We start from the raw sequence: 13,552 nt of genomic DNA on the forward strand, positions 1-13,552 counted from the left end.
GCTCCCCCTCAACCGACCTTGATCTTCTTTTCCGACGTAAACGCATATTGCGGGATGAAGAGGTTCTGCGGCGCAGGCCCGTGACGGATGCGACCGGCGGTATCGTAGACCGAACCATGGCAGGGACAGAACCACCCGCCATATTCACCTGCCTGGCCGAGTGGAATGCAACCCAGATGGGTGCAGACGCCGATCATAACGAGCCAGTTTTCCTTGCCCTCCCCGGCCGAACGGGCAACGTCGGTTGCTTGTGCATCGGACGGAAGATTGGCATTGCGAGCGATCGGATCCTTCAAGTCCGAAAGCTGCGTACCCTTGGCATCGTCGATTTCTTTCTGCGTGCGGTTACGGATAAAGACGGGTTTACCGCGCCACTTCACCGTCAACGACATGCCGGGCTCAAGGCTCGACACATCGACTTCGATGGATGCAAGAGCAAGTGTCGATGCGTCCGGACGCATCTGGTCGATAAATGGCCATGCGACGGCAACTGCACCCACCGCACCGGCCATACCTGTCGTCAAATAAAGGAAATCGCGACGAGTCGGCTCGCCGCTGGACTCAACTGTCGTACTATGCTCGCTCAAAGCTGCACATCCTCTTCCCGCAAACCACGGCAAAACCGCGGTACCCCTCTCACTAACGGCGAATCAATGCGACCATAATTCCGCCATAGATTCCTCCGTAACCCGCTGCGTTCTAAGCTTGATCGCAAATTATGTCCAGTCTTGGCAAGGGGTCAGGGCACAATGTCGCGGCAAAACTGCGCTGTTGCGTCGCAAGGCTGGAGCCTGAACTCTTTCCGCACCGATGCGAAAAGTTAAACCCATGAAAAATCTGGGGATTTCTGTAGTATCTCCTCATATTGCAAAGCAAAATAGACAATGATTTCAATGCCGCATTGCGGAATGCGGTGTAGTATCACCACTTTCGCCACTCCGTGAGACCTGCGCTTTACCACTTAAATCCAAATGGATTTCCCCCGGGATTTATGGAGGATTGCACTTGCTGTCTTGCGCATACGAAGCAGCAAAAACGAAGCACGAGAACTTCTCATGAGACACACGATTTATTGCGTCCTATGCGTTCTCGCCACACTGGCGGTCGGCATCCTAGCCGCGCGTTACGTCGCCGATTCCTGGCTGTTGGCCTTTTTCGAAAGTCTGCAGACCCATATAAGCCTGTTCGCGATCCTGCTCGCCTTGGTCGCGTTCGCCTTTAAGCGTCACTGGTATGCGCTCTTCCTGACTGCCGCAGGGATCATCCTGCTTGTTCACTCCGTCCTCATGCTGCAGCAATACACCACGTCTTCGCTCGTCGCTTCGGCTGAGGCGAGCGGCGAGCATTTCAGGTTGCTCTCCTTCAACATCGAGGACAGCAATTTCGAAAACGGCCCTCGCATCGCCGATCTCATCATCGCCTCGAAAGCCGACGTCGTCGAAATCTTCGAGGCAGGACCGATCTTTTCCGAGATGGACCGCATCTTGAAAGTCTATCCCAACCGGATCGGCTGCGGCGTGATGACCACCGATTGCGATTCCCTGCTGCTGTCGAAGAGACCATTCCAGACCCAACTCATGCGCAGCCTCGGCAGCCTCTGGGACAATCGCTTCATTCTCGCCACCATCGACATGGACGGCCAGCCCGTGAACTTCGCCTCCGTTCATCTGAGCAAGCCTTATTTCGATGCGTTCCACCAGATCGAGCTCGGTCTCCTCGCTCCGGCCCTTAATGACGTGAAAGGGCCGTTGATTCTCGCAGGAGATTTCAACGCCTCGGTCATCGCGCCCGACATGCGCGACTTCCTGGCGGCAACCGGCCTTCGCCATGCCTTTCCCGAGCCCGCCACATGGCCGATTGCTGCGGGCGCCTATGGGATCACCATCGATCACGTCTTCGCCCGCGCGCCGTTGCGGCTGATATCCGTGAAGCAGATCCGCGACGCCATGGGCTCGAACCATTTCGGCCTGATGACGGAGTTCAGCGTGCCTCGGCAGAAATGATCCGGCGGGTTTCAGGGTGGCTCAATCGGCATCCGCCGCAATGAAACCGCCGGACTGACGTGCCCAGAGTTCGGAATAAAGGCCACCGCGAGCGATCAGCTCGCCATGCGTCCCCTCCTCGATGATCTCGCCCTTGTCGATGACGATTAGCCGGTCGAGCTTGGCTATGGTCGACAGCCTATGCGCGATCGCAAGCACGGTCTTGCCCCTCATCAGACCATCCAGATTGGACTGCAGCACGGCCTCGGCTTCCGAATCCAGCGCGGACGTCGCCTCGTCGAGCACGAGAATGGGAGCGTCCTTCAGCATGACGCGCGCGATCGCAATGCGCTGGCGTTGGCCGCCTGAAAGCTTGACACCGCGCTCGCCGACATGGGCGGCATAAGCAGTGCGCCCCTTCTGATCCTCAAGAGCGGTGATGAAGCGATCCGCCTCCGCCCGCTGGGCCGCCTCCACCATCTGCTCGTCGCTAGCGTCGGGCCGACCGAAGAGGATATTGTCGCGGATGGAGCGGTTGAGGAGAGCGGTGTCCTGCGTCACCATGCCGATCGCGCTACGCAGCGACTCCTGCCTGACGGCGGCAATATCCTGTCCGTCGATCAGGATACGCCCGCCCTCGAGATCGTAGAAACGCAACAGCAGATTGACGAGCGTCGTCTTGCCCGCTCCCGAGCGGCCGACGATGCCGACCTTTTCCCCCGCGCGCACGTTGAGAGAGAAATTGTCGATGATGCCGCCGCCACGCCCATAGTGAAACGTCACATCGTCGAAACGAATTTCCGGCCCGGTGACGACCAGATCCTTGGCATCAGGCCGATCGACCAGACCGATGGGCTCGGAGATCATCTCGGCCGAATTTTGAATGGTGCCGAGATTACGCATGATGGCATTGAACTGCGACATCATCCGGCCGAAGAGCATGTTCAGGCGCAGCACCATGCTGAGTGTGAAGGCGACGCCTCCGGTCGAGATTTCACCCGCCAGCCAGAGATGGACGGCGAGCGCGCCGATCGTGGTGATCATGACGCCTGACAGCAGCGCCAGCGATGAGCGCACGCCGGTCAACAATCGTGTGAACGGCATGACGGCCGCCTGGAAGCGGTCGAAACCATTGCGGATGTAGTGGTCGTTCTGCTCCTCCCGGCCAAAGAGCTTCAACGTCTGAATATTGGCGTAGGCATCGACCATGCGGCCGTTCAGCATCGAGGACGCTTCGGCCGCGTTGCGGGCATGCCGGCGGATGCGTGGCACGAAATATCGCGCAAGCAGGGAGAAGACGCCGATCCAGACCGCGATGACCAGCGCCAGCCGCCAGTCCAGCCCGCCGACCAGCGCGATGGTCGATGCGGCATAGATGATGATGAACCAAACGACCTGCAGCAGCGACACAACGAGATCGCCCGTCGCCTGCCCCGCCGACCAGACCTTGGTGACGACACGGCCGGAAAAATCGTTCTGGAAGAATTCGACGGACTGCCTCGCCACATGGCGATAAGCCTGCCAGCGCACGAGATTGAGAAACCCTGGCACGACCACCTGTTCCTCGACCAATGCGCCGAGGCTGACGACAACGAAGCGCACCACGAGCACGACGAAAACCATGCCGAGCAGCGCCGCACCATGGCCGGCAAGCAGCCCCGACCACCCCTCGCCCGGCTTCACCTTGTCAAGGATATCGACGAGATGTCCGACGAACCAGAACAGCGCCGCCTCGAGCATCGCGACGGCACCGCCGAGTGCCGCCATCGCCAGGAAAGGCCCCTTGGCCTGACCGACATAGTACCAGATGAAGGCACCAAGCGACCGCGGCGGCCGAAGATCGCCGCTGCGATAGTAAGGATCAATCCAGGTCTCGAACAGACGGAACACGGAACGGATGAACATGCCAGCGATATAGGGAATTTTGAGACACGCGCAAACTCACGGCCTGCCGCAGAAAGGGTTATATTTTCTTCATGTTCAGCCGCGCACTTGAGTTCCGTTCCTCATCGGTGATTTAATCAAACTTAATCAGAAAGATTGAATCCGATAAATCTATACAAAATCCATCATTCGCCTATTTTATAGCAAGGAATAGGACGCGATCGAAATGAACAACAAGACGGCCGACACGAAAGTTCTGACGACACATGTTCCGCTGTCGTTGGCGGAAAAAGTTGACCAGATAGCCGCTCGGCTGGCGCTCCCGGGGATGGATCGTGAAGCAAGCACTCAATGATTGGGTCGCTCTGCAGGAAGAGCGTCACAGGCTGACACTTGAAGCACTGGCCGATGTGGATGCCGGGAATGTTGTCGACCATCAGCTTATTTGGGATTGGGTGCGCGGCTTGGGCACGTCGGAAGACGAGGCTCAATCCCGTTGATCGAAATCAAGTGGACTGCGAAAGCACAATCCGATTTGATCCGCGTCTACGACTTTCTGGCACCAGTCAACAGGCCTGCGGCAATCAGAGCCGCACAAACTCTTTCATCCGCTCCGCTGCAGCTCCTTCAGCATCCGCGCATCGGGGAAAGACTTGAAGAATCGAGCCTCGCGACGTCAGGCGCATCCTGGTAGGCGCTTATGAAATGCGCTACGAAATTGCAGGCTCGACTGTTTTCATTCTGCGCATATGGCACGGACAAGAAGATCGCTGAAACAATGATGGGGTGCCGAAGCACCCCAATGTTCCCTTCATCACTCCGCCGCCGCCTCAGCCTCCTCGTGATCCGCCAAAAACCCACCCGATTGCCGGCTCCAGAGTTCGGCATAAATGCCGCCCTCCTGGACCAGTTCCTGATGTGTGCCCATCTCGATGATCCGACCCTTGTCGAGAACGACGAGGCGGTCCATCTCGGTCAGCGTCGACAGGCGATGGGCAATGGCAATCACCGTCTTGCCGTGCATCAGCGCGAAGAGGTTTTCCTGGATTGCCGCTTCCACTTCGGAATCGAGCGCCGAGGTTGCCTCGTCGAGCACCAGGATCGGCGCGTCCTTCAGGAAGACGCGGGCGATCGCAATACGCTGGCGCTGGCCGCCTGACAGTTTGACACCCCGCTCGCCGACCTGCGCGTCGAGCCCGGTGCGGCCATGCATATCCACCAGCCCCTCGATGAAGTCCCAGGCATTGGCGCGCTTGGCCGCCTGGATGATTTCCTCGTCGGTCGCGTCCGGACGGCCGTAGGCGATGTTGTCGCGGATGGATCGGTGCAGCAGCGACGTGTCCTGCGTCACCACACCGATCATCGAGCGAAGGCTGTCCTGCGTGACGCCCGCGATATCGTGGCCGTCGATGGTGATGCGGCCGCCCTCCAGATCGTAAAAGCGCAGCAGCAGGTTCATCAGTGTCGTCTTGCCGGCACCGGAGCGGCCGACAAGGCCGACCTTTTCGCCGGCGCGGATATCGAGGGTCAGATCCTCCATGACACCCTTCGCCTTGCCGTAATGGAAGCGAATGTGGTCGAAGCGGATCGCACCCTGCTTGGCCACGATCGGCGATGCTGCCGGCTTGTCGACGATATCGTGCGGCTTCGTCATCATCTCCATGCCGTCGTAGACGGTGCCGATGTTTTCGAAGAGCGCCGAGACTTCCCACATCACCCATTGCGACATGCCGTTGACGCGCATGGCAAGCCCGATGGCAATGGCGATGGAGCCGACGGAGATCGAGCCGCTGAGCCAGAACCAGATCGACAGAGACGAGACGATGAACAGCGCCGCGCAGTTGTTGAAATAGACCGATGCGTGGAACAGCGTCACCTTGCGCATCTGCTTGTGCACGGTATCGAGGAATTCCTCCATGCCGGCCCTCGCATACTTCTCTTCGCGGCCGGCATGGGAGAACAGCTTCACTGTAGCGATGTTGGTATAGCTGTCGACCACACGGCCCGTCATCATAGAACGCGCATCGGCCTGCTGCGCGGCGATCTTGCGCAGCACCGGCACGAAGTAGGCGACGATGGCGACATAGACGCCAAGCCAGACCAGGATCGGAATCATCAGCCGCCAGTCAGCCGCCGCGATGACGAGGATCATCGACAGGAAGTACGTGAACACGTAGACGAAGACGTCGAGGATCTTCATGACCGTCTCGCGCACGGCAAGCGAGGTCTGCATCACCTTGGTGGCGACGCGACCGGCGAACTCATTGGCGAAAAAGGTCATGCTGTGGCGCAGCAGGAAGCGGTGCATCTGCCAGCGCGCGATCATTGGATAGTTGCCGAGCAGCACCTGGTGCATGATGAAGCTGTCGAGGATCGCCGCAGCCGGCAAGCCGATCAGCACCATCGCGCCCATCCAGAACAGCTTGTGCCATTCCGTCTGCAGGAAGGTCGCCTTATCCGCATGTGTCAGCCAGTCGACGATATCGCCGAGGAACTGGAACAGCGCCACCTCACCGATCGCGATCGACATGGTGAGGATGCTCATGGCGATCAGCCATGGCAGAGCCGGCTTGGAATAATGCCAGCAGAAGGCGAAAAGGCCGCGCGGCGGCGTATCCGGCACCTCGCTCGGAAATGGATTTAGTCGGCGTTCGAACCAGCTAAACATTGAAATGCTCCAAAGACTCGACCCTTCGACCACCCACTGCGCTGAAAGATCGCAGACTCATATGGTGGCCGGGTGATAAAACAACGAGGCCATGCCGGCCGCGCAATGACTTAAAAGAAGGGGGTACTTGCGAATACGCGCCTTGTAGCGCCAGTCAAATCCGTGAGTTCACGGCCTGGAGGCGCATTATCACAAACAAGATATCCATCTGTGCCTCCTTCTTTCGCAAGTTGTAGAGCGCCCGTCTTTTAGCGCGACTTTTTCTGTTTGAAAAGCGAAATATGCCTGAAAAATGGGCTGAATCCTTCAATTCTCTTTATGGGAGACATCACAGAAACGAGGGGCACGCGAAAAATCTGAGACAAATCGAGGCGATTTCGCTAGTTGCAGCATATGACAAAACTGCGCATCGCCCTTTACCAACCCGACATTCCCGGCAACACCGGCACGATCCTGCGACTCGCCGCCTGCCTCGGCCTCGGCGTCGACATTATCGAGCCGGCCGGCTTCGACATATCGGACCGCAATCTGAAGCGCGCCGGCATGGATTATCTTGCTGCCGTCACCCTGACCAGGCACGTCAATTGGGAGCGCTTCGAGGCATGGAGGCAGGAAAGCGGGCGGCGGCTGGTGCTGGCTTCAACGAAGGCGGCCCAGCGGTACACGGATTTTGCTTACCGCGACGACGATATCCTCCTCTTCGGCCGCGAAAGCGCCGGCGTGCCGGAGCATGTGCATGAAAAGGCCGATGGCCGCGTGCTGATCCCCATGGTCGAGGGCCAACGCTCCATCAATGTTGCGATGTCGGCCGCCATGATATCGGGGGAAGCCTTGCGGCAAACGCAATGGCCGCCGCTTACCGCACCGGGGCCGCACCGGGGCCGCACCGGGCCTGAATGTCGCACCCGAATAGGCGTTGGCACGCCGGATAAAGTGTGAGAAGCTTGGCTCTGGAATGCTCTAACTCAGGCAGCCTTGGCGAGGTGACCCATGTTCCAGACGGCATTCACGCTTTCCCTCACGCAGTTTGCACGTACATTGAGCCTCCCCGAACGGCTCCAGCACTCCCCTTTGCGCAACCTTGCGCTCGAGGGCCTGCGCCAGCGCAATCTCGCCCTCGACGCCCTCTTCTACGACGTCAAGGTCATCACACCCGAGGAAGCCTTCTACATCAGTGACTCGCTCGCCGCCGAAGGCGCGATCCTGATCGTGCCGCCGAGCGGCCTTGGGGCGCTCACCCTCTGCGAAACCATCGATGAATTCGTCTTGCGCGGCGGCGGCAATGCCCGGGCGCTCGCAGTCGCCGGCATCGGCGGTTCCGCGCTCGGTGCCGCCGCCTTTGCCCGCAACGTGGCCGATGCGATCGACGCGCCGGTCGCGGTCGTCGTCTCAGGCTACGGTATCGCCGACGCCATCACTGAAGTCTTCGGCGGATCGTTTTTCTTCGGTCATTTGAGGGGGCTCCGGCCGCTGCTTGAAAGCCTGGATGATCTTGCCGGCCGGCCGAAGGTTGGAGCCCAGCGCAATGAAACGGCTGCCCGCACCAGCCTGGACACCAGAACGGTACAGGCGCTTCTTGCCGATGCCCGACTCTCCTTCCCTCTGCTGGCGGGCCACTCCAAAGGCAATCTCGTCCTTTCTGCCGCTCTGCATAACCTCTCGAAGCAGGATGAAGGACGAGTTGCTGAGCTGGCGCGGCATACGAAGATCGTGACGATCGGCGCGCGCATCGCGATGCCTCCGGTATTCAACGATGTCATCGATGTCATGGGCGAGTGGGACTGGTTTGGCGAGATCAATTCCCGACGGTTCATCCACGCCGATCAGCGCGTCGCGCATGCATGGCATCACACGAACACCGATTTAGGCGGCCACCTGCCGGTGACCATCACGCTGATGGAGATTCTCGCGGCATCACCCATTGCCGAAGATCAGAAAGCTGGAGAACACCAAGCTGCAAAGCTCGGTGCCGCGACCGAGCGGGCGGCAATACCAGAGACAAAGTCTCCCTCGCCTTCGGCCGGGGGTAATACGACTGCGATCGAGAAGGTCATGAAAGCTTTCTCCCCGAGGCCCATGCCAAGCGCTCAGCCGCCCGCGTTCGGCCCGTCGGATGATCCGCCACCGACCATGCCGCATTGAGCTGACAACCAATCGCCAGCCCGCCTCGGAGAAACGGGAACACACTTCAAGAGCCATCACCCGTCGATGCGAGCGCCGTATCGTCCGGTTCAGTCCGCCGATGGCAAGCGCCGCATGGTGAATTCGATGCGATCGCCGTCGACCTGACGCCAGCTTTCGACTTCGGTCCAATAGGCGGCTTTCGGGAACTCGTTGAACCATTCACGCGCCTTTTCGCGCGCTTCCGGGCGACTGAGACAAAAGGTCTCGCGAACGAATTCGCTCTTTCCACCGGCGGGATGGTCCTGCCGGTAGCGGAATATTCTGTTTCTCAACCCATCCAGGGGCGGCGGTCCAGGTATCTTCATGATAAAACCTCGCCTTTGAGAGAGGGAACATAATACCGCATTGTGAAATTTGCGAGTCGATTCTCCTGCGACGTTGCTGCACTGGCTGCGCCGCAATCTTGCTGATATTCCAACTCACGATACATACGGTGCGAATCGCGGGCCGCCGGCTGCTCGCACCGTCGGAGAGCGTGAATGGAACGACCCAATCTTCCCAAGGGATTACCCGAGGATATTGAAGAAAAGAAAGAGGCAGCGCGACATTGGTTCGAGGGCCTGCGCGACACGATCTGCGCTGAGTTCGAGCAGCTGGAGAACGAGCTGACCGGCCCCCTTTCCGACCAGGAACCAGGCCGCTTCGTGGCCAAGGACTGGCAGAGGGACAAGGGCCAGGGTGGCGGCGGCCGCATGTCGCTGATGGAGGGCCGCGTCTTCGAAAAGGTCGGCGTCCACACCTCGACCGTCTATGGCGAATTCTCTCCCGACTTTCGCAGCCAGATTCCTGGCGCGGAGGAAGATCCCCGCTTTTGGGCTTCCGGCCTGTCGCTGATCGCCCACCCCGTGAACCCGAATGTGCCGGCCGTGCATATGAACACTCGCATGGTGGTGACGACGAGCCAATGGTTCGGCGGCGGCGCCGACCTGACGCCGGTACTCGATCGCCGACGCACCCAGGAAGATCCCGACAGCGCCCTCTTCCACCGCGCCATGCAGATCGTCTGCGACCGCCATGCCGTCGCCGACTACCAACGCTACAAGAGCTGGTGCGACGAATATTTCTTCCTGAAGCACCGCAACGAGCCGCGCGGCATCGGCGGCATCTTCTTCGACTGGCTGCATTCGACGGAGGAAGCCGGCGGCTGGAACGCGGATTTCGCCTTTACCCGCGATGTCGGCCGTGCCTTCGCGATGGTCTACCCGCGCCTCGTCCGCTCGAATTTCAATGAAACATGGACGGAAGAAGACCGTGACGAGCAATTAATTCGCCGCGGACGTTATGTGGAGTTCAATTTGCTCTACGATAGGGGTACAATATTCGGATTGAAGACAGGCGGCAACGTCGAGTCGATCCTATCGTCTCTACCGCCTGTGGTGCGTTGGCCGTGAAACATGTCGTGTAAGCTGGGCGGCGATTTTGTCATCGCGACATGCTGAAAACCTCAAGCGCAGCAAACGATTGAAAGATCGGCATGCGCTTGAAGCGCTCAATATCAAATGATCGGACAACGCTCTGAAATCAGCGGGAGGGATGCCTAAGTGACCTAATGCTCGTTCAATCGGAGGAGGTTGTAATGGCAGCAGAGAAACAAGTCACGGAAGCTTCGAAAGAAAAGAAACTGTCTCGCGCAGTCGACAGTCCGGAATTCATCATTCGACTGGCGGAGGATATGCGGATCCGCAGCGGTTCCGATCTGCCCCTTTCCTGCTTCATCGAGCAGGTAAGAATGCAATTGGCAGGCAAGTCCCCGAAGGATATTGCCCGCTTTGCAGCTGATCGTTCGGCAAGACAGGCGCCGATTACCAGGTATCAGTCGTCGGACTGCTTCAAATCCTGGGCAATGCCGGATTGAATTCTGAAACCGATGCCGGCGAACGATAGGCCTACCGGAGGGCAGAAACCTTTTCTCACCCATCACGTTTAGGCCTTCATGCCCTTCGCGTGAAGTGACGAAAACGACTGAAAGATAAAGGAGGAAGATATGCGACTGTTCGAATGTGGTACGCTCGTGCCCGGCTGTGCCTGGCACACCCGCGCCAAGGATGACGCCGAAGTGGTTCGTCGCGCCGTCGAGCACTTGCGCGAGGCGCATGGCGAAACCATCATCCGCGAAAACATGGTCGACAATATCAAAGCAAGGATTCGCGACGAGGCCAACGCGGCCTGATTGGCGGGCCGGCCAGCCAGCGCCGCCAATCAGGCCTCATTATCAGGCATTGGCCAAATCCTTCAATCGGGCGAGAAGACTCGCCCGGTTTATCGTAAAATTCCCGTCGAGCCATTCTTGCTCGAGCTTGGTCAAAAGCTCGCCCACGCGCGGCCCGGCACTGACGCCCGCCGCGAGCGCATCCGCGCCATTGAGCGGGAAAGTGGGTTTCTTCCATTTTGCCGCCCGTTCCAGCAATTTTCCGAGCCGCGCCACGCGGGCCATTTCCTCGAAATCGCCTTCCGCCTTGCTCCGCGCAACAGCAAGCGCCAGCTTAAGGCGAACCACAATCCCCGCTGGATCGTGGCGATAAAGCAGGCGATAGAAGGCCGCTTCCGAAATATCGTCCTTGACGATAGGCGCATTCGCCCAAGCCTGCAGATAGGCGCCTTCCGCTTTCGAGAGGCGCAGCCGCTCGGCAAGCTTGGCAAGCCTTGCCGCATCGGGCGGCAAAATGGCTGCAAGACGAAGCAGAGCCTCCGGCGGCCAGCCGAGAGCCTGTTCGGCGGCGATCAGCCCAGGAATGGCGTCGATGCCCCATTTTTCGGTTTCCGGCAGCACTTCGGTCAAAATGCCGATCTGGCGCATCCAGAGCAGCGCCCTGCCCGGGTCCAGGGCTGCCAGCAGCTTCTTCATCTCGGACCAGACACGCTCGGCCGAGAGTGTTGATATCTTCGACTTTGCGGCGGCACAGGCGCGCAAGCCATCGGCATCGGGACGGCCGCTGCCATAATAGGCGAAGAAGCGGAAGAAGCGCAGGATGCGCAAGTGATCCTCGGCAATCCGCGTCGCAGCATCGCCGATGAACCTGATATTGCGGCGTTCCAGATCGGCAAGCCCGCCGACGAGATCCACGACCTCGCCATCGGCGGATGCATAGAGCGCATTGATCGTCAGGTCCCGCCGCTCGGCGTCGGCCTGCCAATCCTGGCTGAAGGCCACTACGGCGCGCCGCCCATCCGTCTCCACATCGCGTCGCAAGGTGGTGATTTCGAACGGCTTTCCGTCGATGACCAGAGTGACCGTACCATGCGCAATGCCTGTTGGTACCGCCTTGATTCCGGCCGCCTCTGCTCGTTCCACAACCGTTTCCGGCAAAAGAGTTGTGGCTATATCGATATCGGCGACGGGCAGCCCCATCAGGCTGTTGCGGACGGCACCGCCGACCACGCGCCCCTCGCCGCCATCGGCATCGAGCAGCGCCAGCACCCGCTGCAATGCCTCATCGCGAAACCAGGCCTCATCGGCAACGGACGTCATGTATAAAGCCTTTCATAAAGCGTGCGAACGATGCCCGCGGTAATGCCCCAGATCATGCGCTGCCCATAGGGCATGCGGTAGAAATGGCGTTCAGTCCCCTGCCAAAGCATCGTATCGGTCACGTGGTGGCCGGGGTCCATCAGGAAGGAGAGCGGCACCTCGAAGGCATCCTCCACTTCGGTCGGATTGAGAGCCAGATGAAAGCCCGGCTTCACCACGGCGAGAATGGGCGTGATGCGAAAGCCGGTCGCTGCGAGATAATGCGGCAGCCGCGCCACTGGCTCGATGAAGATGTCGGCCAGCCCGATTTCCTCGCCGGCTTCGCGCACCGCCGCCATTTCCGGCGAGGCGTCCTCCGGATCGATGGCACCACCCGGAAAGGCGATCTGACCGGAATGCTTGCGCAGCGTCGAAGTTCTAAGCGTGAAGATCACCTTGGCATCGTCGCCGCTGTCGACGACAGGCACCAGCACGGCGGCGTCCTTGAGCTTCAGATCCGCGACCTGTGAAATGGTCTCGGGATTGAGAAGATGATCGCCGTGATCACGCCACGCAAGCTCCACCGGCCCACCACTCTGGTGGAGGGCGCGACGGCGGAATTCATCCGCGGAATAAAGGGGAAATTCATTCATCGAGTCAGTGCATCCAGTTCGGCAACCGGCATGACGGGAAATATGGAGCTGCCGGAACGCACGCAGAAGATCTCTCGCCCGGCAATCACGACGGGCTCACCAAGCTCGATGAGATCATACATGACCGCACGCGTCACCAGAGCCTCAAGCCGCCCGCGGACATGCAGATAAGGCTTCAATTCATCGTTCTCACCGCTGATGACGAAACGGATCGGATGATCCCTGCCCGCCTCAACGACATCGCCGACATTGGTGCGGAAGGTCAGCACCCGTCTGCCCTCACGCTCCGTCACGCTCATCTCGACGGCCACGAACGGCGCATCAACAACGCGGATGCCGACCTTTTCCACAGGCGTCACAAGATAGGTCTTCCCGTCCTCGTCCTTGCGCAGAACTGTGGAAAACAGCCGCACCAACGGCGCGCGACCGATCGGCGTGCCGAGATAGAACCAGGTGCCGTCGGCGCGGATCTCCATGTCGATATCGCCGCAGAACGGCGGATTCCAGCGATCGACGGGCGGCAAACCCTTCTTGGAGCCGCCGCTATCGCCAGCCGCACGCGAAATCAGCGCCGCGAGGCTTGCGGCATCGCCCGTTGTCCTGATTTCCTCGGTTGCCATTCTTCTGTCCCGGTTGGTCGTTAGTCAGGAATATGACAGTTCTCACGAGATAGTCATTTGAAACGTGCTTGTCAGCGGTCTTGCTGGCGATAAGTTGTATTGATTATGAGGCA

Annotated in this window: 13 protein-coding genes and 2 pseudogenes; 8 read left to right on the forward strand and 7 right to left on the reverse strand. The window is 59.5% G+C overall.

The features are described from left to right. Positions 1 to 8: 8 nt before the first annotated feature. A complete protein-coding gene (petA, locus tag I8E17_RS10690; RefSeq protein WP_069612671.1) occupies positions 9 to 587 on the reverse strand; it encodes a ubiquinol-cytochrome c reductase iron-sulfur subunit in 579 nt (192 codons plus the stop codon). 468 nt (positions 588 to 1,055) lie between these two features. Between petA and I8E17_RS10695 the strand changes: the two genes are divergently transcribed. Next, positions 1,056 to 2,003 (forward strand): endonuclease/exonuclease/phosphatase family protein, encoded by a 948-nt coding sequence (locus tag I8E17_RS10695; RefSeq protein WP_069612672.1) that lies wholly within the window; start codon positions 1,056 to 1,058, stop codon positions 2,001 to 2,003. Between the two features lie 21 nt (positions 2,004 to 2,024). Here the strand turns inward: I8E17_RS10695 and I8E17_RS10700 are convergent, their stop codons facing one another. Continuing rightward, positions 2,025 to 3,887, reverse strand: coding sequence for an ABC transporter ATP-binding protein (locus tag I8E17_RS10700; RefSeq protein WP_112720927.1), 1,863 nt, complete (start codon positions 3,885 to 3,887; stop codon positions 2,025 to 2,027). 205 nt (positions 3,888 to 4,092) lie between these two features. On the opposite strand from I8E17_RS10700, the pseudogene I8E17_RS10705 reads away from it, so the two are divergent. Next, positions 4,093 to 4,366: pseudogene (locus I8E17_RS10705) on the forward strand (ribbon-helix-helix domain-containing protein). Further along, a pseudogene (locus tag I8E17_RS10710) lies at positions 4,366 to 4,640 on the forward strand (type II toxin-antitoxin system RelE/ParE family toxin). Before I8E17_RS10705 ends, I8E17_RS10710 begins: the two co-directional pseudogenes overlap by 1 nt. 40 nt (positions 4,641 to 4,680) lie before the next feature. Here the strand turns inward: I8E17_RS10710 and I8E17_RS10715 are convergent. Then, positions 4,681 to 6,534, reverse strand: coding sequence for an ABC transporter ATP-binding protein (locus I8E17_RS10715; protein ID WP_069612673.1), 1,854 nt, complete (start codon positions 6,532 to 6,534; stop codon positions 4,681 to 4,683). A gap of 393 nt (positions 6,535 to 6,927) precedes the next feature. Between I8E17_RS10715 and I8E17_RS10720 the strand changes: the two genes are divergently transcribed. Together I8E17_RS10720 and I8E17_RS10725 are read left to right on the forward strand one after the other, a co-directional pair. Continuing rightward, positions 6,928 to 7,473: a tRNA (cytidine(34)-2'-O)-methyltransferase gene (locus I8E17_RS10720; protein ID WP_083258165.1), complete on the forward strand. Its 546-nt coding sequence runs from the start codon at positions 6,928 to 6,930 to the stop codon at positions 7,471 to 7,473. Between the two features lie 51 nt (positions 7,474 to 7,524). After that, on the forward strand, positions 7,525 to 8,676 hold the full coding sequence (locus I8E17_RS10725) for a hypothetical protein (RefSeq protein WP_069612674.1): 1,152 nt from the start codon (positions 7,525 to 7,527) through the stop codon (positions 8,674 to 8,676). Positions 8,677 to 8,765: 89 nt separating this feature from the next. On the opposite strand, the gene I8E17_RS10730 is transcribed toward I8E17_RS10725, so the two are convergent. Beyond that, positions 8,766 to 9,026, reverse strand: coding sequence for a hypothetical protein (locus I8E17_RS10730; protein ID WP_041677939.1), 261 nt, complete (start codon positions 9,024 to 9,026; stop codon positions 8,766 to 8,768). Between the two features lie 171 nt (positions 9,027 to 9,197). Here I8E17_RS10730 and hemF point away from each other — a divergent pair, with 171 nt between their 5' ends. The 3 genes from hemF to I8E17_RS10745 all read left to right on the forward strand — a co-directional run bounded on the left by hemF (position 9,198) and on the right by I8E17_RS10745 (position 10,888). Continuing rightward, positions 9,198 to 10,109, forward strand: a complete 912-nt coding sequence (gene hemF / locus I8E17_RS10735; protein ID WP_069612675.1) for an oxygen-dependent coproporphyrinogen oxidase — start codon at positions 9,198 to 9,200, stop codon at positions 10,107 to 10,109. A gap of 185 nt (positions 10,110 to 10,294) precedes the next feature. After that, positions 10,295 to 10,573 (forward strand): hypothetical protein, encoded by a 279-nt coding sequence (locus I8E17_RS10740; protein ID WP_069612676.1) that lies wholly within the window; start codon positions 10,295 to 10,297, stop codon positions 10,571 to 10,573. A gap of 129 nt (positions 10,574 to 10,702) precedes the next feature. After that, on the forward strand, positions 10,703 to 10,888 hold the full coding sequence (locus I8E17_RS10745) for a DUF1059 domain-containing protein (RefSeq protein WP_069612677.1): 186 nt from the start codon (positions 10,703 to 10,705) through the stop codon (positions 10,886 to 10,888). 42 nt (positions 10,889 to 10,930) lie between these two features. Here I8E17_RS10745 and I8E17_RS10750 read toward each other — a convergent pair whose 3' ends face one another. From I8E17_RS10750 to I8E17_RS10760, 3 genes are read right to left on the reverse strand one after another with little or no spacing between them, the layout of a single operon-like run. Beyond that, entirely contained in the window at positions 10,931 to 12,187 is a 1,257-nt protein-coding gene (locus I8E17_RS10750) for a CCA tRNA nucleotidyltransferase (protein WP_069612678.1), read from the reverse strand. Next, entirely contained in the window at positions 12,184 to 12,819 is a 636-nt protein-coding gene (locus I8E17_RS10755; protein ID WP_069612679.1) for a CoA pyrophosphatase, read from the reverse strand. The genes I8E17_RS10750 and I8E17_RS10755 overlap by 4 nt, the downstream gene beginning before the upstream one ends. Continuing rightward, on the reverse strand, positions 12,816 to 13,439 hold the full coding sequence (locus tag I8E17_RS10760) for a DUF1285 domain-containing protein (protein ID WP_069612680.1): 624 nt from the start codon (positions 13,437 to 13,439) through the stop codon (positions 12,816 to 12,818). Before I8E17_RS10760 ends, I8E17_RS10755 begins: the two co-directional genes overlap by 4 nt. Between the last annotated feature and the right edge of the window lie 113 nt (positions 13,440 to 13,552).

Origin of the sequence: Rhizobium sp. AB2/73 (assembly GCF_020871915.1) — a bacterium.
GTDB lineage: Bacteria > Pseudomonadota > Alphaproteobacteria > Rhizobiales > Rhizobiaceae > Rhizobium > Rhizobium dioscoreae.

Excerpts from the sequence above, each read along its gene's own strand:
- I8E17_RS10750 (WP_069612678.1), bottom strand. The coding sequence starts at position 12,187 with ATGACGTCCGTTGCCGATGAGGCCTGGTTTCGCGATGAGGCATTGCAG.
- I8E17_RS10715 (WP_069612673.1), bottom strand. The coding sequence starts at position 6,534 with ATGTTTAGCTGGTTCGAACGCCGACTAAATCCATTTCCGAGCGAGGTG.
- I8E17_RS10725 (WP_069612674.1), top strand. The coding sequence starts at position 7,525 with ATGTTCCAGACGGCATTCACGCTTTCCCTCACGCAGTTTGCACGTACA.
- I8E17_RS10755 (WP_069612679.1), bottom strand. The coding sequence starts at position 12,819 with ATGAATGAATTTCCCCTTTATTCCGCGGATGAATTCCGCCGTCGCGCC.
- I8E17_RS10720 (WP_083258165.1), top strand. The coding sequence starts at position 6,928 with ATGACAAAACTGCGCATCGCCCTTTACCAACCCGACATTCCCGGCAAC.
- I8E17_RS10745 (WP_069612677.1), top strand. The coding sequence starts at position 10,703 with ATGCGACTGTTCGAATGTGGTACGCTCGTGCCCGGCTGTGCCTGGCAC.
- I8E17_RS10740 (WP_069612676.1), top strand. The coding sequence starts at position 10,295 with ATGGCAGCAGAGAAACAAGTCACGGAAGCTTCGAAAGAAAAGAAACTG.
- I8E17_RS10700 (WP_112720927.1), bottom strand. The coding sequence starts at position 3,887 with ATGTTCATCCGTTCCGTGTTCCGTCTGTTCGAGACCTGGATTGATCCT.
- I8E17_RS10760 (WP_069612680.1), bottom strand. The coding sequence starts at position 13,439 with ATGGCAACCGAGGAAATCAGGACAACGGGCGATGCCGCAAGCCTCGCG.
- hemF (WP_069612675.1), top strand. The coding sequence starts at position 9,198 with ATGGAACGACCCAATCTTCCCAAGGGATTACCCGAGGATATTGAAGAA.
- I8E17_RS10695 (WP_069612672.1), top strand. The coding sequence starts at position 1,056 with ATGAGACACACGATTTATTGCGTCCTATGCGTTCTCGCCACACTGGCG.